General features: G+C 70.6%; 18 protein-coding genes. 13 read left to right on the top strand and 5 right to left on the bottom strand.

From position 1 onward, the window contains the following. Positions 1 to 74: 74 nt before the first annotated feature. The 5 genes from gatC to gatB are packed head-to-tail and all read left to right on the top strand — an operon-like array spanning position 75 to position 5,791. A complete protein-coding gene (gene gatC / locus Q2K20_RS06975; protein WP_067718272.1) occupies positions 75 to 374 on the top strand; it encodes an Asp-tRNA(Asn)/Glu-tRNA(Gln) amidotransferase subunit GatC in 300 nt (99 codons plus the stop codon). Next, entirely contained in the window at positions 371 to 1,825 is a 1,455-nt protein-coding gene (gatA, locus tag Q2K20_RS06980; protein WP_132061005.1) for an Asp-tRNA(Asn)/Glu-tRNA(Gln) amidotransferase subunit GatA, read from the top strand. The genes gatC and gatA overlap by 4 nt, the downstream gene beginning before the upstream one ends. Further along, positions 1,822 to 3,207 carry a DHA2 family efflux MFS transporter permease subunit gene (locus Q2K20_RS06985; RefSeq protein WP_096905278.1) on the top strand — a complete coding sequence of 462 codons (1,386 nt, stop codon included), beginning with the start codon at positions 1,822 to 1,824 and terminating at the stop codon, positions 3,205 to 3,207. Before gatA ends, Q2K20_RS06985 begins: the two co-directional genes overlap by 4 nt. Before the next feature lie 57 nt (positions 3,208 to 3,264). Then, the gene (locus tag Q2K20_RS06990; protein ID WP_096905279.1) at positions 3,265 to 4,299 is read left to right on the top strand and encodes an ATP-dependent 6-phosphofructokinase; all 1,035 of its coding nucleotides are present in this window, start codon (positions 3,265 to 3,267) and stop codon (positions 4,297 to 4,299) included. A gap of 10 nt (positions 4,300 to 4,309) precedes the next feature. Continuing rightward, a complete protein-coding gene (gene gatB / locus Q2K20_RS06995; RefSeq protein WP_096907215.1) occupies positions 4,310 to 5,791 on the top strand; it encodes an Asp-tRNA(Asn)/Glu-tRNA(Gln) amidotransferase subunit GatB in 1,482 nt (493 codons plus the stop codon). 96 nt (positions 5,792 to 5,887) lie between these two features. On the opposite strand, the gene Q2K20_RS07000 is transcribed toward gatB, so the two are convergent. Beyond that, the gene (locus Q2K20_RS07000; protein ID WP_096905280.1) at positions 5,888 to 6,910 is read right to left on the bottom strand and encodes an oxidoreductase; all 1,023 of its coding nucleotides are present in this window, start codon (positions 6,908 to 6,910) and stop codon (positions 5,888 to 5,890) included. A gap of 67 nt (positions 6,911 to 6,977) precedes the next feature. On the opposite strand from Q2K20_RS07000, the gene Q2K20_RS07005 reads away from it, so the two are divergent. Then, a complete protein-coding gene (locus Q2K20_RS07005) occupies positions 6,978 to 7,796 on the top strand; it encodes a DoxX family protein (RefSeq protein ID WP_069388420.1) in 819 nt (272 codons plus the stop codon). A gap of 39 nt (positions 7,797 to 7,835) precedes the next feature. Here the strand turns inward: Q2K20_RS07005 and ilvD are convergent, their stop codons facing one another. Next, the gene (gene ilvD, locus Q2K20_RS07010) at positions 7,836 to 9,674 is read right to left on the bottom strand and encodes a dihydroxy-acid dehydratase (RefSeq protein ID WP_096905281.1); all 1,839 of its coding nucleotides are present in this window, start codon (positions 9,672 to 9,674) and stop codon (positions 7,836 to 7,838) included. A gap of 189 nt (positions 9,675 to 9,863) precedes the next feature. Here ilvD and Q2K20_RS07015 point away from each other — a divergent pair, with 189 nt between their 5' ends. After that, positions 9,864 to 11,339 (top strand): YhgE/Pip domain-containing protein, encoded by a 1,476-nt coding sequence (locus Q2K20_RS07015; RefSeq protein WP_227022020.1) that lies wholly within the window; start codon positions 9,864 to 9,866, stop codon positions 11,337 to 11,339. Here Q2K20_RS07015 and Q2K20_RS07020 read toward each other — a convergent pair. Continuing rightward, on the bottom strand, positions 11,232 to 11,666 hold the full coding sequence (locus Q2K20_RS07020; protein WP_083249449.1) for a PH domain-containing protein: 435 nt from the start codon (positions 11,664 to 11,666) through the stop codon (positions 11,232 to 11,234). The two genes, Q2K20_RS07015 and Q2K20_RS07020, sit on opposite strands and share 108 nt — an antisense overlap. Positions 11,667 to 11,953: 287 nt before the next feature. Between Q2K20_RS07020 and Q2K20_RS07025 the strand changes: the two genes are divergently transcribed. The 4 genes from Q2K20_RS07025 (at position 11,954) to Q2K20_RS07040 (ending at position 17,114) form a co-directional block, all read left to right on the top strand. Next, complete coding sequence (locus Q2K20_RS07025) at positions 11,954 to 13,849, top strand: acetolactate synthase large subunit (RefSeq protein WP_096905282.1); 1,896 nt, start codon at positions 11,954 to 11,956, stop codon at positions 13,847 to 13,849. After that, positions 13,846 to 14,352 carry an acetolactate synthase small subunit gene (gene ilvN, locus Q2K20_RS07030; protein WP_067718247.1) on the top strand — a complete coding sequence of 169 codons (507 nt, stop codon included), beginning with the start codon at positions 13,846 to 13,848 and terminating at the stop codon, positions 14,350 to 14,352. Before Q2K20_RS07025 ends, ilvN begins: the two co-directional genes overlap by 4 nt. A gap of 54 nt (positions 14,353 to 14,406) precedes the next feature. Continuing rightward, positions 14,407 to 15,420 (top strand): ketol-acid reductoisomerase, encoded by a 1,014-nt coding sequence (gene ilvC / locus Q2K20_RS07035; RefSeq protein WP_069388416.1) that lies wholly within the window; start codon positions 14,407 to 14,409, stop codon positions 15,418 to 15,420. A gap of 77 nt (positions 15,421 to 15,497) precedes the next feature. Beyond that, positions 15,498 to 17,114, top strand: a complete 1,617-nt coding sequence (locus tag Q2K20_RS07040) for a hypothetical protein (protein WP_096905284.1) — start codon at positions 15,498 to 15,500, stop codon at positions 17,112 to 17,114. 8 nt (positions 17,115 to 17,122) lie between these two features. Here Q2K20_RS07040 and Q2K20_RS07045 read toward each other — a convergent pair whose 3' ends face one another. After that, on the bottom strand, positions 17,123 to 18,622 hold the full coding sequence (locus Q2K20_RS07045; RefSeq protein ID WP_269501169.1) for a phytoene desaturase family protein: 1,500 nt from the start codon (positions 18,620 to 18,622) through the stop codon (positions 17,123 to 17,125). Then, entirely contained in the window at positions 18,619 to 19,251 is a 633-nt protein-coding gene (locus Q2K20_RS07050) for a hypothetical protein (RefSeq protein ID WP_269501172.1), read from the bottom strand. The genes Q2K20_RS07045 and Q2K20_RS07050 overlap by 4 nt, the downstream gene beginning before the upstream one ends. A gap of 149 nt (positions 19,252 to 19,400) precedes the next feature. Between Q2K20_RS07050 and serA the strand changes: the two genes are divergently transcribed. Both serA and Q2K20_RS07060 read left to right on the top strand, forming a co-directional pair. Further along, positions 19,401 to 20,993, top strand: coding sequence for a phosphoglycerate dehydrogenase (gene serA, locus Q2K20_RS07055; RefSeq protein ID WP_067718235.1), 1,593 nt, complete (start codon positions 19,401 to 19,403; stop codon positions 20,991 to 20,993). Between the two features lie 17 nt (positions 20,994 to 21,010). Next, the gene (locus Q2K20_RS07060) at positions 21,011 to 22,030 is read left to right on the top strand and encodes a 3-isopropylmalate dehydrogenase (RefSeq protein WP_269501177.1); all 1,020 of its coding nucleotides are present in this window, start codon (positions 21,011 to 21,013) and stop codon (positions 22,028 to 22,030) included. Positions 22,031 to 22,096: the final 66 nt, after the last annotated feature.

Here is a 22,096-nt window from a genome sequence, read left to right on the forward strand (position 1 = left end):
GCCCATTGTGCCGCACGCATTCGGGCTGACTAGGCTGGGCCGGTACCGACCACGTCACGGAAAGGGGCAGGCACGTGACCTCGATCTCACGCGGGGACGTCGCGCATCTGGCCAGGCTCTCCCGCCTGGAACTGAGCGACTCCGAGCTGGACTCGTTCGCACAGCAGCTCACCGACATCCTCGACCACGTGCAGGCGGTGTCCGAGGTCGCCGCGGAGGACGTGCCCGCGATGAGCCACCCCACCGCGATCACCAACGTCTACCGCGACGACGTGGTCACGCCCGGCCTCACCCCGGAGCAGGCACTCGACCAGGCCCCGGCAGCCGACGAACAGCGCTTCGAGGTTCCGCAGATCCTGGGGGAGGACGCATGACCGAGCTCACCACCGCCACCGCCGCCGAGCTGGCCGGGCGGATCGCCGCGCGGGAGGTGTCCTCGGAGGAGGTCACCCGGGCGCACCTGGACCGTATCGACGAGGTCGACGGCGAGATCAACGCGTTCCTCCACGTGGGCGCGGACGAGGCTCTCCGGGCGGCCCAAGACGTCGACACCCGACTGGCGGCCGGCGAGGAGCTCGGACCCCTGGCGGGCGTGCCCATCGCCCTCAAGGACGTGTTCACCACCACCGACGCCCCCACCACCTGTGGCTCACGGATCCTCGAGGGTTACCGTTCGCCGTACGACGCCACGGTCACCGCGCGACTGCGCGAGGCGGGGATCCCGATCCTCGGCAAGACCAACATGGACGAGTTCGCCATGGGGTCGTCGACCGAGAACTCGGCCTACGGCCCCACCCGCAACCCGTGGGATCCGAGCCGCACCCCCGGTGGTTCCGGCGGTGGTTCGGCCGCGGCGCTGGCCTCGCACCAGGCCCCGATCGCCATCGGTACCGACACCGGCGGGTCGATCCGCCAGCCCGCCGCGCTCACCGCGACGGTCGGTGTCAAGCCCACCTACGGGACGGTCTCGCGCTACGGGCTCGTCGCCTGCGCGTCGTCGCTCGACCAGGGCGGGCCCTGCGGCCGCACGGTCGAGGACACCGCGCTGCTGCACCAGGTCATCGCGGGGCACGACCCGCGCGACTCGACGAGCCTCGACGTGGCGGTCCCGGACGTCGTCGCCGCCGCGCGTGAGGGCGCGAAGGGTGACCTGACGGGCCTGCGGGTGGGCGTGGTCACGGAGTTCTCCGGCGAGGGCTACCAGCCCGGCGTCGAGGAGTCGTTCCGCGGCGCGGTGGACACCCTGCGCGACCTGGGTGCCGAGATCGTCGAGGTCTCGTGCCCCAACTTCCGCTACGCGCTGCCCGCCTACTACCTCATCCTCCCGTCCGAGGTCTCCAGCAACCTGGCACGCTTCGACGCCATGCGCTACGGCCTGCGGACCGGTGACGGGTCGGCCGACCAGGTCATGGCCGCCAGCCGCGAGGCGGGCTTCGGCCCCGAGGTCAAGCGCCGCATCATGCTCGGCACCTACGCGCTGTCGGCCGGCTACTACGACGCGTTCTACGGTCAGGCCCAGAAGGTACGCACGCTGATCGCGCGCGACTTCGATGCCGCCTACGAAAAGGTCGACGTCCTGATCTCGCCGACCACGCCGACGACCGCGTTCCCGCTCGGGGACAAGGTGGAGGACCCGGTCGCGATGTACCAGTTCGACCTGTGCACCCTGCCGCTGAACCTGGCCGGTCACTGCGGGATGTCCGTGCCGTCCGGTCTGGTGGAGGGCCTGCCCGCCGGTCTGCAGATCATGGCACCGGCACTCGCCGACGACCGTCTCTACCGGGTCGGGGCCGCCTACGAGGCCGCGAGAGGCGCGATAGCGTGACGACCGTCCCCGAGAGGGACGCATGGAAGGCGCTCGCGGCACTCGTCATCGGGTTCTTCATGATCCTGGTGGACCAGACGATCGTGGCGGTGGCCACCGACGCGTTCGTCACCCAGCTCGGCGCCACGACCAACCAGGTCATCTGGGTGACCAGCGCGTATCTGCTCGCCTACGTGGTGCCGTTGCTGTTCACCGGTCGGCTGGGGGACCAGATCGGGCCGCGACGGGTGTCGATCTCGGGCCTGGTGCTGTTCACCGGCGCCTCCCTGTGGTGCGGGTTGGCGCCCGACATCGAGACCCTCATCGTGGCGCGGGTGTTCCAGGGATTCGGCGCGGCACTGCTCACCCCTCAGTCGCTCAGCGTCATCACGCGCGTGTTCGCACCCGCGCGCCGCGGCGCGGCCATGGGTGCGTGGGGTGCGGTCGCGGGTATCGCCTCCGTGGTGGGTCCGGTCTTCGGCGGGGTGCTCATCGACGCGTTCGACTGGCGGTGGATCTTCTTCGTCAACATCCCGTTCGGTGTCCTCGCGGTGGTGTTGGTATGGCTCTGGGTCCCTGTACTGGAGACGAGGTCGCGCTCGTATGACGTAGCCGGGATCGTCCTGTCGGCCGTGGGCATGTTCCTGCTGGTGTTCGGGATCCAGCAGGGCGAGGAACACGGATGGGGCGGGACCACCGCCGGGTTCATCGCGGCGGGCGTGGTGGGTCTCGCCGTGTTCGTGTGGTGGCAGTCCCGCGTCCGCACCGAGCCGCTCGTTCCTCTACGACTGTTCCGGGATCGCAACTTCTCGATCGGGACGTTCGGCGTCTCGACGATCGGCTTCGTCACCGCCGGAACGATGGTGCCGCTCATGTTCTACCTCCAGGGGGTCAAGGAACTCAGCCCGACCCGCGCGGGGATGATGTTGCTGCCCATGGCCCTGATCGCGGGTGTGCTGGCGCCGTTGGTCGGACGCTGGGCGGATCGTCTCGATCCGCGGATCTTCACGGGCATCGGGTACTTCTCGTATGCGGTCTCCCTGTTCTGGCTCGCGCTGGTGATGGATGCCCAGACCTCGATCCCCGTCCTGCTCGGTCCGATCGCCCTCATGGGGGTGGCCAACGGGTGTGTGTGGGCGCCGACGTCATCGACCGCGATGCGGCGCCTCGAATTGGCGTCGGCGGGCGCGGGCTCCGGTGTCTACAACACCACCCGCCAGGTCGGGGCGGTGCTGGGGTCCGCCGCGATCGGCGCGGTGGTCCAGGCCCGGTTCGTCGCCCACGGTGACATCGGTCAGGCGGTGGCCGACGCGATGTTCCTCCCCGCCGTGGTCGTCCTGCTGGGAGGGCTGGCCACCATGGCGTTCCGTACCGGTGAACAGTCGGTGAGCCCGGGGCGGTGACCGCCGCGATGCGGGGCGGGCGGACCTAGACTGCGGGGTAACCGAGAGGAGCTCGACGTGCGTATAGGTGTACTGACCGCCGGCGGCGACTGTCCGGGACTCAACGCGGTCATCCGCGCCCTGGTCCGCACCGCCAACTCGGAGTACGACTCCCCGGTCCTGGGGTTCCAGGACGGGTGGGCCGGGCTGGTGAACGACCGTGCCGTACCGCTGTTCGACGACGAGGGCATCGATCGCATCCTGCTCCGCGGTGGCACGATCCTCGGAACCGGCCGCCTGAACCCCGACGTCCTGACGGCGAGTCTGCCGGTGATCCGCCAGACCCTCGAGCGCCACGCGATCGACGCGCTCGTCGCGATCGGTGGCGACGGCACGCTCAAGGCGGCCCGCTGGTTGACCGAGAACTGCATCCCCGTGGTGGGTGTGCCCAAGACCATCGACAACGACGTCGGAGGCACCGACTACACCTTCGGATTCGACACCGCCGTCTCGATCGCCTCCGATGCCATCGACCGGCTGCACACGACGGCGGAGTCGCACGAGCGGGTCATGCTCGTCGAGGTGATGGGCAGGCACGCCGGGTGGATCGCACTGCACGCGGGCCTGGCGTCCGGTGCGCACATGATCGTGATCCCCGAGGTCCCGTTCGATATCGACTACGTATGCAAGGTGATGAAGCGCCGGTTCCAGATGGGGGAGGCGTACGGGATCTGCGTGGTGGCCGAGGGCGCGACGCCGGTCGAGGGTTCCGGCATGACGCTGCGCCGGGGCGGCACCGACCAGTTCGGCCACGAGGTGTTCACCGGGGTGGCCGACCAGATGGCGTCCGCGATCGCCGAGCGCATGAACCGCGACGTCCGGACGACCGTGTTGGGCCACATCCAGCGCGGCGGTACGCCGACCGCGTACGACCGCGTGCTCGCGACCCGTTTCGGGGTACACGCGGCGCACGCCGCGCACCGGGGGGATTTCGGACAGATCGTCGCGCTCCGTGGGGAGTCGATCGAGATGGTGCCGGTAGAGGACGCGGTCGCGGTGCTCAAGACCGTCCCGGAGGACCGCTACCGCGAGGCCGCCTGCCTCTTCGGCTAGATTGTTCCGCATGGAGTTCACCGAGGTCGTGTCACGTTTCGATCCCGTCATGGGCATGGAGGTGCACGTAGAGCTGCACACCAACACCAAGATGTTCTGCGGGTGTCCCACCGCGTTCGGGGCGGATCCCAACACCCAGGTGTGTCCGGTGTGCATCGGCCTGCCGGGCGCGTTGCCGGTGGCCAACCGCCAGGCGGTGGAGTGGGCCATCAAGATCGGTCTGGCGCTGAATTGCTCTATCGCGCCGTACAGTCGGTTCGCCCGGAAGAACTATTTCTACCCGGACCAGCCGAAGAACTACCAGATCTCGCAGTACGACGAGCCGATCGCCCATGACGGCTTCCTCGACGTGCAGCTCGAGGACGGCAGCACGTGGCGCGTGGAGGTCGAGCGCGCGCACATGGAGGAGGACACCGGCAAGTCCACCCACGTCGGGTCCGCCACCGGTCGCATCCACGGCGCCACCCACTCGCTGCTCGACTTCAACCGCGCGGGCGTGCCGCTCATCGAGATCGTCTCCAAGCCGATCGTCGGTGCGGGGGAGCGGGCACCCGAGATCGCGCGCGCCTACGTCACGACGCTGCGTGATCTGCTCCGGAGCCTCGACGTGTCCGACGTCCGGATGGACCAGGGCTCGATGCGCTGCGATGCGAACGTCTCGTTGATGCCGAAGGGCGCCACCGAGTTCGGCACCCGCACCGAGACCAAGAATGTCAACTCCCTCCGCAGCGTCGAGATCGCGGTCCGCCACGAGATGTGCCGCCAGGCGGACGTGCTCACCGCGGGTGACGAGGTCGTGCTCGAGACCCGGCACTTCCACGAGTCGGACGGCACCACCACCTCCGGCCGGCCGAAGGAGTCGGCGGAGGACTACCGCTACTTTCCCGAGCCGGATCTCGCGCCCGTCGAGCCGACCGAGGAGCTCATCGAGGAGATCCGCGCGACGCTGCCGGAGCTGCCGTGGGTTCGCCGCGCCCGGGTCCAGGCGGACTGGGGGGTCTCGGACGAGGAGATGCGGGACCTCGTCAACGCCGGGGCCCTCGACCTGATCCTCGCCACGGTCGACGCGGGCGCTCCGGCCGCCGAGGCCCGCTCGTGGTGGGTGTCGTACCTGACGCAGCAGTCCAACAAGCGCGGCGTCGCGCTCACCGAACTCGAGATCTCGCCGGTGCAGCTGGCGCGCGTGATCGAGTTGGTCGCCGACGGCAAGCTCACCAACAAGCTCGGCCGCCAGGTCGTCGACGCCGTCCTCGACGGCGAGGGCGAGCCGGACCAGATCGTCGCCGACAAGGGCCTCGAGGTGGTGCGCGACGACTCGGCGCTGCAGAAGGCCGTCGACGACGCCCTGGCCGCGCAGCCCGACATCGCGGAGAAGATCCGTTCGGGCAAGGTCCAGGCCGCCGGCGCGATCGTCGGTGCCGTCATGAAGGCGACGCGCGGTCAGGCCGACCCGGCCCGGGTGAAGGAACTGGTGATCGCCGCCTGCAACTAGGCGATGCGCTGTCCGCGCGGTGAGCTGTGCGTGGCTCGACCACGGGGACCGACCGTACGCCACACGCGCGCGCTCGCGCGTGGCGTCGAACCGCGGCTACGTACGGGCGTCGCCGCCACCACCGGACTGGGGGAGGATCACGGCCCGGTCATCGGTGGGCACCGGTGATGCACCATCCTTGTTGGTGGTGCCCGCCAGCAGGACGCCCTCGCCGACGACGGACAACCCGGTCAGTCGCCCGTACCGGCCCTCGGCCAGCGCCTCGGGTTGACCGCGAGCCGCGCCGCCGGCGGTCTGGAGGGTGTCGACCCGCTCGGCGTCCGGGAGGGCGATGGCGAGCGTGCCCTCGGATGCGGCGCACCCACCGGCGGAACGCTGGTCCGGCCACGTCCACACCGTGCGATCGGGTGTCCGGATCGCCGCACCGCGGTCGGTGACCGTGGAGAGGAAGAGATCCTCGCCGAGAGGACACAACGCCTGGATGCGCCCGAGGTCGCGTCCGATCACCTGGGGGTCCTCCGCGCGACCGATCCCGGTGAACGTCGGGAACCGGACGACCTCGGAGCCGGCGCCGACGGTCAGGATGTCGTCGACGAACGCGAGGCCACCGCTGTCCGCGGGTGCGAGCTCCGCGATCGTGCGGGGGGCGTCGCCGCGCGCCAGTCGTTCGACCCGGGTGGGTCCGTCGCCGACGACGAGGAGATACACCAACCGGTCCTGGGCGAAATCCGGGGACGGCGCGACCGCGGCCACCCGGCCGGACCGGGGATCCACCCTGCCGAACTGCTCGGGGTCGGCATCGGCGGAGACGATCTTCACCCCGCCCGTGGACTCGGCGACCAGCGCTCGCTCACCGAGCCCGGCCACCGCGACGGCCGGCTCGAGGCAGGTCGCGATGACGGCGGGGTCGGGATCGACGCAGGGGCCCGTCTCGGCCGGGGGCTCCGGCTCCCCGCGGCGCGACGTCGGGGGCGGGGTCGGTGCGCCGGGAGGGCTCGGCGGAGCGGCACCCATTCCCGGCCCGGCCGCGGGCGTGAACGGGTCCTCGAGGCGGTCGTCGAACCTCGCGCAACCGGACACGGCGACGGCCAGTGCCAGCAGCAGCGGGAGCGATCTCATGCCGACCAGACTACGGCGCGCCGTGTCCTTCAGCGTCCGGGCACCGGAATCGGCCTACAGTCGATCCGTGACTTCCTCAAAGCGCGGAGACGACGACGCCCGTACCGAGATCATCCACGACGTCGATTACCCGCTCGACGTCCCCAACGCCCAGGGCGCGGGCGCCGGTTCGCGGGGCGGCTCGGGGGACGGCGCGACCACCGCGTTCCCCGCGGCCGGGCGCACCGACTACTCGCAGTTCGCCGAGTCCGGGGGGTACGACGTGTCCTCGCCCCTGCCCTTCGGTGACCAGCCCACCACCATCGCGCCCGCGTCGCGGGACACGATCGGCCGCCGGGGAACGGCCGATTTCGGGCTGTTCGTCCTGAGACTGGCCGTGGGCGTCCTCCTCGCGATGCGGGGACTGCAGAAGCTCTTCGGACTGTTCGGCGGGCCCGGGATCGACGGGTTCACGCAGACCCTCACCGACTCCGGATTCGACCAGGCCCGCATCCTGGCGATCGCCGGCGGCGCCGTCGAACTGGTGGCGGGCGTCATGCTCGTGGTGGGACTCGCGACCCCGGTGGCGGCGGCGGGTCTGCTGGGGCTCATCGGACTGGGGATAGCGATCCGACTGACCGGGACCGACCCCATCCCCGTGCTGAGTGACACCACCCGCGGACTCGAGGTGTCGATCCTCTACGCCGCGGCGCTGGTGACCCTCCTCTTCTCCGGACCGGGGCGATGGTCCGCCGACCGCAAGTGGGCATGGTCCCACCGTCCCCGCTTCAGCGGCGTCGTGTGGGTGATCGTCGTGGCGGTCATCGCCGGTCTGGTGTGGTACTTCCTCAACGGCACCAACCCGCTGACCTCCTCAGCCGACAGCGCCCCGGTCACCGCGGGCTGAGAGCTCGGGAGCCGGGGCGCGCGGCCCTGACCAGGCGCGTCAGTCGGGCAGGATGCGCACGGCACCCTTGTCCGCCGAGGACGCCATCGAGGCGTACGCGCGGAGAGCGGTGGACACTTTCCGATCACGCTTGACCGGCCGCCACGGGAGAGGGCCCCTCTCGGCGCGGCGGCGGGACAGCTCGTCGTCGTCGACATCCACCGAGATGGACCGCGTGGCGACATCGATGGTCACGATGTCACCGTCACGCACCAGGCCGATCGGGCCGCCCGAGGCGGCCTCCGGGGCGATGTGACCGATGGACAGCCCGGACGACCCGCCCGAGAAGCGGCCGTCGGTGATGAGCGCGCATTTCGTCCCGAGGCCGGCGCCCTTGATGAACGCCGTGGGGTGCAGCATCTCCTGCATCCCCGGACCGCCGGCCGGGCCCTCGAAGAGCACCACCAGCACCTCGCCGGCCTGCAGCGTCTTGTCCAGGATGACCGAGACGGCCTCCTCCTGGGACTCGACCACCCTGGCCGGACCGGAGAAGTGGAAATTGTCCTCGGACACGCCGGCGGTCTTGAAGACGGACCCGTCCGGCGCGATGTTCCCGCGCAGGACCGCGAGCCCGCCCTCCGCGGTCGCCGGGTGCTCGACCGAGTGGATGCAGCCGTTCTCGGCGTCCGTGTCGAGCGACTCCCAGCGGTTGTCGGTCGAGAACGGCTCGATCGTCCGCACCCCGCCCGGGGCCGCGTGGAACAACTCGATCGCCTTCTCGGTCGCGGTGCCGCTGCGGATATCCCAGTCCGCGACGTACTGCTCGAGCGACGGGGAGTGGACCGAGTGGACGTCCGTCCTTAGCAGGCCCCCGCGGTACAGCTCGCCCAGGATCGCGGGGATGCCGCCGGCCCGGTGGACGTGCTCCATGTAGTAGTCCGAGTTGGGCGCGACCTTGGCCAGGCAGGGGATCCGGCGGGAGATCTGCTCGATGTCGCCCAGGTCGAAGTCGACCTCGCCCTCCTGCGCGGCGGCGAGGATGTGGAGCACGGTGTTGGTGGAGCCGCCCATCGCGACGTCCAGCGCCATGGCGTTGGTGAACGCCGACCTGGTGGCGACCGAACGGGGGAGCACCGAGGAGTCCTCGTCCCGGTAGTAGCGGGTGCACAGGTCGACGATGACCCGGCCGGCCTCGGCGAACAGTTCACGCCGCGCACTGTGGGTGGCCAGGGTCGAGCCGTTGCCGGGCAGCGACAGCCCCAGGGCCTCGGTGAGGCAGTTCATGGAGTTGGCGGTGAACATCCCGGAGCAGGACCCGCACGTCGGGCAGGCCGAGCGCTCGATGGCGTCGAGGCCCTCGTCGTCCACGGCCGAGTTGGCGGACGCGGAGATCGCCGTGATGAGGTCCGAGCCCGCCTTGACCACGCCGTCGACGACGACGGAGAACCCCGACTCCATCGGCCCGCCGGAGACGAACACGGTGGGGATGTTCAACCGCATCGCGGCGTTGAGCATGCCCGGGGTGATCTTGTCGCAGTTCGAGATGCACACCAGGGCGTCCGCCGTGTGGGCGTTGACCATGTACTCCACCGAGTCCGCGATGATCTCCCGGCTGGGCAGCGAGTAGAGCATGCCCGCGTGGCCCATCGCGATCCCGTCGTCCACCGCGATGGTGTGGAACTCCCGGGCCACGCCGCCCGACGTCGCGATCTGCTCGGCGACGATCTCACCGACGTTCTTCAGGTGGACGTGGCCCGGCACGAACTGGGTGTACGAGTTCGCGATCGCGATGATCGGCTTACCGAAGTCCGAGTCCGTCATGCCGGTCGCGCGCCAGAGGGCACGCGCCCCCGCGGCGTTGCGTCCGGCGGTACTGGTTCGTGACCTCAGGGGCGGCATGGGACCTCGCTCCGACTCGATGGGGAGGGCGCATTCCGGGAGTCGTGCCGTACGGGGCCGCGGTGTGCGCGCGCCCCGCGGCGACACCCGATCGCGCCGTGACCACCACACAATACGCCCCGATGTGGGTCTACTCTTCTCACGGTCGGCCATCCGGCCGGCCTCGACGTGACGCGAATGGGGATGGACATGACCGACTCCGGTCACACGGGTGGGCTACGTGAGTTCCTCTCGCACTCGGCGGGGGCGGTGGCCCTGGTCTGTGGACTGTTCTTCCTCCTGTCGTTCATGTACCTGGGGGGCACCGCGGATCCGCAGTCCCACGCGAGGTACATCCCCGTGGCGGTGGTGGACGAGGACGTCGCCGCGACCCTGGAGACCCCGATCGGTCCGCGTGGTCTCGACATGGGGTCGCGTATCACCGCGGGGCTGCTCCAGAACAACGACTGGGGGAGGGTCCGGCTGCACGTGGTGGATCCGGAGGCCGCCGAGGAGGGCCTCCGGGACGGCACGTACTTCGGTGCGGTCCGTATCCCACCCGAACTGAGCGGGCGGGTGGCCGGGCTCGTCGAGGCCGCGGCGACGGAGGCGGGCGACGCGGCGGGGCCACCCGAACGCGCCCGCATCTCACTCGAGTACTCGCCACGCGTGTCCATCGTCTCCGGTCAGGTCATGAACACCATGGCGGACGCGATGCAGGAATCGTTCCACGACCGGATGGGGACCGAACTGCTGTCGCAGTCCCGGCTGCTGGCCGAGGCCGAGGGCAGGACCGTCGGCGCCGCGGCCGCGGTCGCGCTCTCCGATCCGGTGGCGATCGACGTCGTCGCGTGGAACCCGCTGCCGGACGGGGTGTCGAACGCGTCGCTCCCGATGTTCTACGCGCTGGTCGTGATCCTGGCGGGATTCACCGGGGCGATGATCATCTCCGCCCTCCTCGACGCCCGTCTCGGCTTCATCCCGCTGGAGATCGGGCCGGTGGCGCTCCATGTCCACGTGGCGCCGTTCGGGCGGCTCCAGACACTGGCCCGCAAGTGGGTGGTCACGCTGATCACGGCGCCGCTCGTCTCGGGGCTCGTCCTGTGGGTGGCGGACATCATCGGTGTCACCGGGTACGACCCGTGGGACATGTTCTGGTTCTCGAACCTGGTCATCGTCGCGGTCGGGGTGTGTGCGCACACGATCATCGCTGCTGTCGGCAACGCCGGTCTGCTCGTGAACCTCGTGGTGTTCGTGGTGCTGGGCATCCCCACCTCGGGCGGCGCCACCCCGACCGAGATGCTCCCGCGGGTGTTCGTCGCCATCGGGACACTGCAGCCGATGCACCAGGCCTACCTCGGGCTGCGGTCGATCATGTTCTTCGACTCCGGGTGGGAGGCGGGTCTCGGACACGCGGTCCGGGTCCTCGGCGGCTGGGCGGTCGCAGGACTCGTCGTGGGTGTGGCGGTCACCGTCGTCTACGAGCGGATGGGTATGCGACGCCAGGCCGTGGCCGACCGGGTCCCCGCCGGCCGCGGGGTGACCGGCGGAGCGGGAGGGTCAGGCGGAGCGCAAGGGTCAGGCGGACTCGGGTCCGCTCGCGGCGTACGGGTCGCGGATACGGCCACGGCTGGCGCCGGACAGCCGCGGGAGGTCGTGGAACGAGACCCCGCCCATCGGGAGTGACGTGTCAGAGGTGGTCACGAGCCGGGCGAACCCACGCTTGGGGAACATCACACCCCTGACCTCGTCCCACGGCACGGACCGTCGGGAGCGCCAGGACGACAGGTGGACACCGTCCTCGTCCAGTCGGGTCCAGGTCCGGGCCACCCACCAACCGAAGGCGACGGGGAGCAGCACCAGCCAGCCCAGGGCGACGGGGTAGGACGTGACGGGCCAGAGAATCGCCAGCACGAAAATGGCGATGACGACGTACGACATCGGGTTGACCCGGAAGAGGGCGTGATCGCGGGGGCTCGACTCCGGGACGGGAGCTCTGAAAGGGGCACTCATGATGCCTCCAGTCTGGCATGGCCCACATAGTGGGATCGATGTTCCACGAGTTGACGCTGCCGTCGGCCGCGGCCTAGTCTGGGCCTCGTGAACACCTGGAACGGTCTCGTACTCGGCCGGCGCGTCGGCGCCTGAGCCCTACCTGGCTTTCCGTCGACGCGCACCCTCGCCGGCCTTTCGTGGCCGACGGGGGTTTTTTGTTGCCGGGTCAGACCGCGGTCAGAGAAATCCACGATCACGCCCGACCACGAACCACGGCTCCACGACCAGCATGAAGGACAGTTGAAGTGAGCGCACCAACGGCACAGCCCGGACCCCGTCCGGGTGCAGAGCAGAAGGCCCGGTCCGCGGCCCCAGAGCGGATGACGGGGGCCCAGGCCGTCGTCCGGTCCCTCGAGGAGATCGGCACCGAGGTCGTCTTCGGCATCCCCGGCGGGGCCATCCTGCCGGTCTACGACCCGCTCTACGACTCGGCCAAGGTCCGGCACGTCCTGGTCCGGCACGAGCAGGGCGCCGGTCACGCAGCGACCGGCTACGCCCAGGCGACCGGAAGGGTCGGCGTCTGCATGGCGACCTCGGGCCCCGGCGCCACCAACCTGGTGACCCCGCTCGCGGACGCGCAGATGGACTCGGTCCCGATCGTGGCGATCACGGGTCAGGTCGGGACCGCACTCATCGGCACGGACGGTTTCCAGGAAGCCGACATCTCGGGCATCACCATGCCGATCACCAAGCACAACTTCCTCGTGTCCCACGGCGAGGACATCCCGCGGATGATCGCCGAGGCGTTCCACATCGCGCAGACCGGTCGCCCCGGCGCTGTGCTCGTGGACATCCCCAAGGACGTCCTGCAGGCCGAGATGACGTTCTCGTGGCCGCCGGAGATGAAGCTGCCCGGCTACCGGCCCGTCACCAAGCCGCACGGCAAGCAGATCCGTGAGGCCGCCCGGATGATCGGCAAGGCCAGGCGCCCGGTGCTGTATGTCGGCGGCGGCGTCATCAAGGCCGACGCCTCCGCGGAGCTCATGGCGCTCGCCGAGCTGACCGGCATCCCGGTCGTGACCACGCTCATGGCGCGCGGGGCGTTCCCGGATTCCCACCGGCTGCACTACGGCATGCCGGGGATGCACGGAACCGTCGCCGCCGTCGCGGCGCTGCAGCGGTCCGACCTGCTGGTCACCCTGGGCGCCCGGTTCGACGACCGGGTCACCGGTCGTCTCGACACCTTCGCCCCGGACGCCAAGGTCATCCACGCCGACATCGACCCGGCCGAGATCGGCAAGAACCGAGCCGTCGACGTGCCGATCGTCGGCGACATCAAGGAGGTCCTCGTCGAGCTCGTCGAGACGCTGCGCGGCGCGCGCGAATCCGGCACGCTGGGCGAGCCCGCCGTGTGGGTCGGTGAGCTGGACGAGATCCGCAGTGAGTTCCCGCTTGGCTACGGCCCGCAGTCGGACGGCTCCCTGTCTCCCGAGTACGTCATCGAGCGGCTGAGCGCCGCCGCCGGCCCGGACGCCGTGTACTGCGCGGGCGTCGGCCAGCACCAGATGTGGGCGGCCCAGTTCGTCCAGTACGAGAAGCCGCGCACGTGGCTGAACTCGGGCGGCCTGGGGACCATGGGGTACGCGGTCCCCGCGGCGATGGGTGCCAAGTTCGGCCGTCAGGACGCCGAGGTCTGGGCCATCGACGGCGACGGCTGCTTCCAGATGACGAACCAGGAGCTGGCCACCTGCGCCATCGAGGGCGCACCCATCAAGGTGGCGCTGATCAACAACGGCAACCTCGGCATGGTCCGTCAGTGGCAGACACTGTTCTACGAGGAGCGGTACTCGCAGACCGACCTGTCGACCCACTCCATGCACATCCCGGACTTCGTCAAGCTCGGCGAGGCCCTGGGCTGCGTGGCGCTGCGGTGTGAGCGCGCCGAGGACGTCGACGACGTGATCGCACAGGCCCGCGCGATCAACGACCGCCCGGTCCTCATCGACTTCATCGTGGGCAAGGACGCCCAGGTGTGGCCGATGGTCGCGGCGGGCACGTCCAACGACGAGATCATGGCGGCCCGGGACATCCGGCCGCTGTTCGACGACACCGACTCCGTGGCGGACGACGCCGCGGACATCCACGAGGCGACCGAGCGGATCGACGCCGCGGTGATCGCCGCCGAGGAGGAGGACCAGTGAGCGCTCGCTCCCACACCCTGAGCGTGCTGGTGGAGGACAAGCCTGGCGTGCTCGCGCGCGTCTCGTCGCTGTTCTCCCGGCGCGGGTTCAACATCGAGTCGCTGGCCGTGGGCCCGACCGAGACCGAAGGCCTGTCGCGCATGACCATCGTCGTGAACGTCGAGGACTTCCCGCTCGAGCAGGTGACCAAACAGCTCAACAAGCTCGTCAACGTCATCAAGATCGTCGAGCAGGATCCGGCCGGCTCGGTGGCCCGCGAGCTCACTCTCGTCAAGGTCCGCGCCGACGCCACCAACCGCGGTCAGATCGTGGAGATCGCGAGTCTATTCCGCGCACACATCGTGGACGTCTCACCCGAGTCGCTCACTCTCGAGGCCACGGGTACCCCCGACAAGCTCGACGCGCTGCTGCGGATGCTCGACGGCTACGGGATCCGCGAGATCGTGCAGTCCGGCATGGTCGCGCTCGGACGCGGCCCCAAGTCCATCAACACCACTCGATAGTCTCGACCTGTAACCGGGTTTCGACTTACCAAAAACAAACGAAGGGAATCCACCATGGCAGTGGAGATGTTCTACGACGACTCGGCGGATCTGTCGCTGATCCAGGGCCGCAAGGTCGCCGTCATCGGGTACGGCTCGCAGGGGCACGCGCACTCGCTCAGCCTGCGCGACTCCGGAGTCGAGGTCGCGATCGGCCTGCGTGAGGGCTCCAAGTCCCGCGCGAAGGCCGAAGAGGCCGGCCTCAAGGTCATGACCGCCGCCGAGGCCACCAAGTGGGCCGACGTCATCATGCTGCTCGCCCCCGACACCTCGCAGGCGCAGATCTTCACCGAGGACATCGAGCCCAACCTGAACGACGGCGACGCGCTGTTCTTCGGTCACGGCCTCAACATCCACTTCGGCCTCATCAAGCCGGCGGAGAACATCACCATCGCGATGGTCGCCCCCAAGGGCCCCGGTCACCTCGTGCGTCGTCAGTTCGTCGACGGCAAGGGCGTCCCGGCGCTCATCGCCGTGGAGCAGGACCCGAAGGGCGAGGGCGAGGCGCTCGCGCTGTCCTACGCGAAGGCGATCGGTGGCACCCGCGCGGGCGTCATCAAGACCACCTTCAAGGACGAGACCGAGACCGACCTGTTCGGTGAGCAGGCCGTGCTGTGCGGCGGCACCGAGGAGCTCGTCAAGACGGGCTTCGAGGTCATGGTCGAGGCCGGCTACGAGCCGGAGCTCGCCTACTTCGAGGTGCTCCACGAGCTCAAGCTCATCGTCGATCTCATGTACGAGGGCGGGATCGCGCGCATGAACTACTCGGTGTCCGACACCGCGGAGTTCGGCGGCTACCTCTCCGGCCCGCGGGTCATCGACGCCGGCACCAAGGAGCGCATGAAGGAGATCCTGTCCGACATCCAGGACGGCACCTTCACCAAGCGCCTCGTGGCCAACGTCGAGGGCGGCAATAAGGAGCTTGAGCAGCTCCGCAAGGAGAACGCCGAGCACCCGATCGAGGTCACCGGCCAGAAGCTGCGCGACCTCATGAGCTGGGTCGACCGGCCGATCACGGAGACTGCCTGAGGGTCCGCGGGTCCGACCCGGTGAAGCCCCTGTAGGGTCCACCGGGATCGATTCCCGACTTCAGCAGGAGGACCGCCGTGCGCCACTTCAACCGAGGAGTGGGTGCGGCGGTCCTCGCCGTTTCCCTGGTGGGGACGACCGTGGCGTGTACGTCCGACCCCGGTGACGGCGGACCGAGAACCGAAGCCGCCCCGGTGGAGGGCACGCGGGTCGCCGCCGACGCCGACGGGTCCGGCGTGGAGACCACGAGACTGCTCATCGAGTCCGCCCCGGTGGTCGTGGTGGCAGCCCCGGACGCCGCCGCGCAGGCGCGCGCCGCCTCCGTCGCGGTCGGGTTGCACGCACCGATGCTCACCGCCGTCGAGGGCGGGGACGCGGCATTGGCCGACGAGGTGTCGCGACTCGGCGCCGAGCGGGTGTTGCGGGTCGGGCAGGTGGCCTTCACACCCGACGACGGCGAGGTGGTCGACGCCCCGGGAGGTCGGCCGGAGCTCGAGGAGCTGACCGGGATCACGTTCGACTCCGAGGTCGAGGTCCCGCCGGGGCGGATCGACGACGTCACCGTCCACCAGGTGCCGGGTACGCCTGCGCTGATGACGGCCGGGGAGATCACCGCTGCCGACGGCGCGGGCGCGGCCCCCGATCCGTTCGACAGCGGCGAACCCGCATGGGACGGCGAGGGCGCACCCAGCGTGCTCGTGTACGACGAGACGCCGGTCGCGGCGGTCGCGACGGCAGTGGCCGTCGGGGCGGCGGTGTCCCACCTCCGTACCCCGGACCCGCGGGTCGACGGCGGGTCCGTGGAGGCGGTGCGGGACGCCGAGGCGGTCTACGCGCTCGGGCCCGGGTGGGGCACCGAGGACGAACTCGAGGACCGGGTGGAGACGGCGCGGACGGTTCCCGAACTGCCGGGCGGCGGACAGCTGCTGTTCCCGGGCCGGCGGTTCGTGGCCGCCTACGGGTCGCCGATCACCCCTGCCCTGGGGATCCTCGGCGAGCAGGGACCAGAGGAGAGCGTGGCGCGGGTTCAGCAGTTGGTCGGGGAGTACCAGCCGCACTCCCCGGAACCGGTCATCCCGGCGTTCGAGATCATCGCGACGGTCGCCTCGACGTCCGCCGGACCCGACGGCAACTACACCAACGAGTGGGACCCGCAGGAGTTCGTCCCGCTGATCGACGCCATCACCGACGCCGGCGGGTACGCGGTGATCGACCTCCAGCCCGGCATGGCCGACCTCCTCGATCAGGCGAGGATCTTCGAGGAGTTGCTCACCCGCCCGAACGTCGGACTCGCGCTCGACCCCGAGTGGAAGCTCGAGCCGGGACAACAGCCGGGCGCGCAGATCGGGTCGGTGGACGCCGAGGAGATCAACCGGGTCACCGACTGGCTGGCGGACCTGACCCGGGACAGCGGAGGGCCACAGAAGCTCCTCATCCTCCACCAGTTCAGCATGGCCATGATCGACGACCGCGACCAGATCGACACCTCCAGGCCGGAGGTGTCAATCGTCCTGCACGCCGACGGTCACGGCACCCCGGACCTGAAGATGGAGACGTGGGACGTCCTGCGCAGCGGGCTGCCGTCCGGCATCCGGATGGCGTGGAAGAACTTCTATGACGAGGACACCCCCACGTTCACGCCCGAGCAGACCATGGCGGTCGAGCCCCGGCCGTGGTTCGTGTCCTACCAGTGATTCGCTTCCTACCAGCGAGTCGGTAACCCGCCGAGGATGCGCTCCGCCACGTGCTGCCCGGCCATGCCGTGCACGCCCGGGCCGGGAGGGGTCGAGCCGGAGGCGTGCCACACCCCAGGAATGCCGGTCGCGAACGGGTCGGCCCGCGGCACCGGGCGGGCGATGAGCCCCCGCAGGTCCACGCGTCCCGCCGCGATGTCCCCACCGGCGTTATTGGCATTGTGCTCGGCCATCCGGTCCGCGGGCGTGCAGTGGGCGGCCACGACCACGTCCCGCACCCCCGGCGCGACCGCCTCGAGCGCGGCGAGCACCTGCTCGGTCTGGTCACGGTCGGAGAACGCGGGCACGTGCGCGTAGGTCCACAGTGGACGTCGACCGTCGGGGGCGATTCGTCCCGGGTCGGTCACCCACGGCTGGGAGACGAGGATCATGGGCCGATCGGCGTGCCGACCGGCGGCGACCTCGCGCTCGGCGGCCGCGATGGCATGGGAATCCCCACCCAGGTGGACAGTGCCGGCGTCGGCGAGCCGGCCGTCGCGCCACGGAACCGGGCCAGACAGGACCAGGTCGACCTTCGCCGCGGCCCCGCCGACCGGCGCCTCCAGGAGTCTGCGTGCGCGGCGGGCCACGGCCGGAGAGGGCGAGGATGCCATGAGGATCTCGCCGAGGATCCGGGAGGACGTGTTGAAGACGACGTCCCGGGCGTCGAGCCGTGCCAGCGAATCCACGCCGACCCCGGTGCGGATCTCCCCCCCGGCATCCCGGATCGCCTCGGCCAGTGCGGCGGTGATGGCCCCGCTGCCGCCGACCGGCAGCGTCCAGCCGAGCGGCGAGTGGAGCAACGAGCCCAGGACGAGGCCGACCCCCGTCGCGGCGGGGGAGGACAGCGGGGTGATCGCGTGGGCCGAGATCCCGGACAGCAGCGTCCGTCCGTCCGGACCGAGGGGATCGCCGACCACACCGCGGGGGTGGGCGCGGACGAACGCCGCGCCGAGCGCCGCGGTCGCCCCCAGGTGCGGGACCGAGCGCTGATCGGACAGGGCCGTGGCGACGACGTCCTCCGCCCTGCGACCCAGGGGGCCCATGAGGCTCCACCACCGGTCGGCCTCCGCGCGCGACCCCAGGCCCTCTGCGAGGGCGGCGGGGGATGGGGACGCGGGAACGACGATCGCGTCGCGGGCCGGCAGTGCGTGAGCCAGTTGAACGGGGGGAGTGAGCATCTCGACCCCGTGGGCCGGCAGGTCGAACCCACGGAAGAACGGGGATGCCCCCGCCATGGGGTGCACGGCCGAACACGGGTCCACCAGGAGCCCGTCCGCCAGGTCCTCCGGGATGCCGGTCGCGATATCGCTCATCGGCAGGGTCCGGCACCCGCCGCCGATCGTCTCCTGGGCCTCCAGCACGATCACGCGGCGCCCGGCCCTCGCACACAGCAGTGCGGCGGCCAGGCCGTTGGGGCCGGAGCCCACCACGACGACGTCCGCACGTACGGTCCCCGCCGCGCTCATTCGAAGACCGCCAGACCGTAGGTGCGCCGCAACCGCTCCAGCAGTTCCTCCTGTGACCGGGCCTGGTCGGCCAGTCCCAGCAGCAGCCGGCCGGTGCCGGGACCGCCGGGCTCGTCGTCGTCGCCGCTGTCGTCGTCGCTGCTGTCGTCGGGCTCCCCACCGGATCTCCCGGCAGCGGACGCCGGGCCGTCCGCGACCCACGACGCGGCGAGCAACTCCCACATCGACCGCTTGGCGACCACCAGCGTGCGCAGCGCCTCCAGGACGGCGAGCCGGGCCAACGGATCGCGCACCACCGGGCCCACCGGCAGCGCGGTCAGGGTGACCGCGGCCGACAACCGCACCAGACGACGACCCGGGGTCCCCAACGGTGACAACACCGCCAACAGGCGGGAGGCGGTGTCGATCTCCTCCTCGAACTCCGCGCGCAGCGGAACCAACCGGACCCGGTCCTCCGGATCGACCGCACTGATGCAGCGGTCCAGGACGCTCCGGCCCACCGCGGCGCCGTACAGGTGGGCCCGCAGATACATCGCCACCGCCGTCGGGCCGCGTGCCGGGGCCAGCACGGGCAACCAGGGGTCGGGGAAGCGGACCGGCGGCTGGGCCGACCGGGGAGTGCGGGGCATCGGTGCTCCGTTCGTCGCGCGGCGGTGGTCACGTCGGGTCGCCGACCCTCGTCACGGTAGGCGTCCGGGCGCGTACCGGCCACTGCTCGGCGCCGGTGACAGGTGCCCTAGACTGGCCGTGCCCGAAATGACACCGAGGAGAACCCACTGTGACAGCATCCGGACGGCCCGTCGTCCTCATCGCCGACAAGCTCGCCCAGTCGACCGTCGACGCGCTCGGCGACGCCGTGGAGGTCCGCTGGGTGGACGGCCCGGATCGCCCCAAGCTGCTCGAGGCGGTCGCCGACGCCGACGCACTGCTCGTGCGCTCGGCCACCACCGTCGACGCCGAGGTGCTCGCCGCCGCGCCGAACCTCAAGATCATCGGGCGCGCGGGCGTCGGCCTGGACAACGTCGAGATCCCCGCCGCCACCGAGCGCGGCGTCATGGTGGTCAACGCGCCCACCTCCAACATCCACTCGGCCGCCGAGCACGCGGTCGCGCTGCTCATGTCCGCCTGCCGCCAGATCCCGGCCGCGGACCGCACCCTGCGCGAGCACACCTGGAAGCGCAGTTCCTTCAACGGCGTCGAGCTGCTCGGCAAGACCGTCGGCGTCGTGGGCCTGGGCCGCATCGGCCAGCTCGTGGCGCAGCGACTCGCCGCGTTCGAGACCAACCTCATCGCCTACGACCCCTACCTGCCCGCCGCCCGCGCGGCGCAGCTGGGAATCGAGCTGGTCGACATCGACGAGCTGGTCTCCCGCGCCGACATCATCACGATGCACCTGCCCAAGACCAAGGAGACCGCCGGTCTCTTCGACGCCGAGCGGCTGGCCCGTGCCAAGGACGGCGTCGTGATCGTCAACGCCGCCCGCGGCGGTCTGATCGTCGAGGACGCGCTCGTCGACGCACTGAAGTCCGGCAAGGTCCGCTCCGCGGCGCTCGACGTGTTCGACACCGAGCCGTGCACCGACTCGCCGCTCTTCGAGCTCGAGAACACCGTCGTCACGCCGCACCTCGGCGCCTCCACCAGCGAGGCGCAGGACCGCGCCGGCACCGACGTCGCCCGCAGTGTGCTGCTCGCCCTGCGCGGGGAGTTCGTCCCCGACGCCGTCAACGTCACCGGTGGTCCCGTCGGCGACGAGGTCGCACCCTGGCTCGACCTCGTCCGCAAGCTCGGACTGGTCGCCGGCCACCTGTGCCCGGGTATCCCGACGACCGTCCGGATCGACGTCGCCGGCGAGCTCGCATCCGAGCAGGTCGACGTCCTCGGGCTGGCCGCCCTGCGCGGCATGTTCTCCGCGATCACCGACGAGCCCGCGACCTTCGTCAACGTCGGCCAGATGGCCGAGCAGCGGGGGGTCACCCACTCGGTGGAGACCCACAGCGAGTCCAAGTCCTACCGCAGCACCGTCACCGTCACGGCCGTGGCCGCGGACGGCGCGTCGGCCGATGTCACCGGCACGCTGGCCGGCCTGGACCAGGTGCAGAAGATCGTCCGGATCAACGAGCGCGGGTTCGACCTGCGCGCCGAGGGCCAGAACCTGTTCGTCCACTACTCCGACCGCCCGGGCGTGCTCGGCAAGGTGGGCTCCATCCTCGGCGGGGAGGGCATCGACATCCAGGCCGCCGCACTGAGCCAGGACGCCTCCGGCGAGGGCGCGTCGCTGATCCTGCGGGTCGACCGCACGGTCGCGGAGCCGACCGTCGACCGGATCGTCTCCGAGCTCGACGCCACCGCGACCCAGATCAACCTGGTCTGAGCGGGGACGACGACATCATGAAGCTCGCAGTCATCCCCGGCGACGGTATCGGCGTCGAGGTCACGGCCGAGGCACTGAAGGTGCTCGACGCGCTGGTCCCCGGTGTCGAGAAGACCGACTACGACCTCGGCGCGCGCCGGTACCTCCGCAACGGCGAGACCCTGACGGACGCGGACGTGGAGAGCCTCCGAGGCCACGACGCGATCCTGCTGGGTGCCATCGGTGATCCCCGCTCCGTGCCGGCCGGCGTGCTCGAGCGGGGCATGCTGCTCCCGCTGCGGTTCGCACTCGACCACCACGTCAACCTGCGGCCCTCCCGGCTCTTCCCAGGGTCGGCCACCCCGCTGAAGGACCCGGGCGAGATCGACTTCGTCGTCGTCCGCGAGGGCACCGAGGGGCTCTACACCGGTAACGGCGGTGCGATCCGTGTGGGGACACCGCACGAGATCGGTACCGAGACCTCGGTCAACACCCGGTACGGCGTGGAGCGCGTGGTCCGCGACGCGTTCTCCCGTGCGCAGTCGCGTCGCAACAAGCTCACCCTGGTCCACAAGACCAACGTGCTCGTCAACGCCGGTGGGCTGTGGCAGCGCACCGTCGACGAGGTGGCGCCGGAGTTCCCCGGGGTCGAGGTGGACTACTGCCACATCGACGCCGCCACCATCTACATGGTCACCGATCCGTCCCGGTTCGACGTGATCGTCACCGACAACCTCTTCGGCGACATCATCACCGACCTCGCGGCCGCGGTCACCGGAGGCATCGGCACCGCGGCGTCGGGCAACATCGACGCCTCCGGGACCAACCCGTCCATGTTCGAGCCCGTCCACGGTTCGGCCCCGGACATCGCCGGACAGGGCAAGGCCGACCCCACCGCCGCCATCCTGTCCGTGGCACTGCTGCTGCGCCACCTCGGTCACACGGCCGAGGCCGATCGAGTGGAGGCGGCCGTCGAGGCGGACCTCGGCTCGCGCGGCGACGCCCCGATCGTCACCTCCGAGGTGGGCGACCGGATCGTCGCGGCCGTCAGCGGTTAGACCACCGCCCCGCTGACCCCACGTCCGGACCCCGGCCCGCGGGTGTGAATCGCGAGAAGTGATCAC

This window comes from Dietzia sp. IN118 (genome assembly GCF_032905965.1).
Lineage (GTDB): Bacteria > Actinomycetota > Actinomycetes > Mycobacteriales > Mycobacteriaceae > Dietzia > Dietzia kunjamensis.

Excerpts from the sequence above, each read along its gene's own strand:
- Q2K20_RS07020 (WP_083249449.1), bottom strand. The coding sequence starts at position 11,666 with ATGAGTGCCCCTTTCAGAGCTCCCGTCCCGGAGTCGAGCCCCCGCGAT.
- Q2K20_RS07045 (WP_269501169.1), bottom strand. The coding sequence starts at position 18,622 with ATGAGCGCGGCGGGGACCGTACGTGCGGACGTCGTCGTGGTGGGCTCC.
- Q2K20_RS07000 (WP_096905280.1), bottom strand. The coding sequence starts at position 6,910 with ATGAGATCGCTCCCGCTGCTGCTGGCACTGGCCGTCGCCGTGTCCGGT.
- gatA (WP_132061005.1), top strand. The coding sequence starts at position 371 with ATGACCGAGCTCACCACCGCCACCGCCGCCGAGCTGGCCGGGCGGATC.
- Q2K20_RS07015 (WP_227022020.1), top strand. The coding sequence starts at position 9,864 with ATGACCGACTCCGGTCACACGGGTGGGCTACGTGAGTTCCTCTCGCAC.
- Q2K20_RS07060 (WP_269501177.1), top strand. The coding sequence starts at position 21,011 with ATGAAGCTCGCAGTCATCCCCGGCGACGGTATCGGCGTCGAGGTCACG.
- ilvC (WP_069388416.1), top strand. The coding sequence starts at position 14,407 with ATGGCAGTGGAGATGTTCTACGACGACTCGGCGGATCTGTCGCTGATC.
- gatB (WP_096907215.1), top strand. The coding sequence starts at position 4,310 with ATGGAGTTCACCGAGGTCGTGTCACGTTTCGATCCCGTCATGGGCATG.
- ilvD (WP_096905281.1), bottom strand. The coding sequence starts at position 9,674 with ATGCCGCCCCTGAGGTCACGAACCAGTACCGCCGGACGCAACGCCGCG.
- Q2K20_RS07050 (WP_269501172.1), bottom strand. The coding sequence starts at position 19,251 with ATGCCCCGCACTCCCCGGTCGGCCCAGCCGCCGGTCCGCTTCCCCGAC.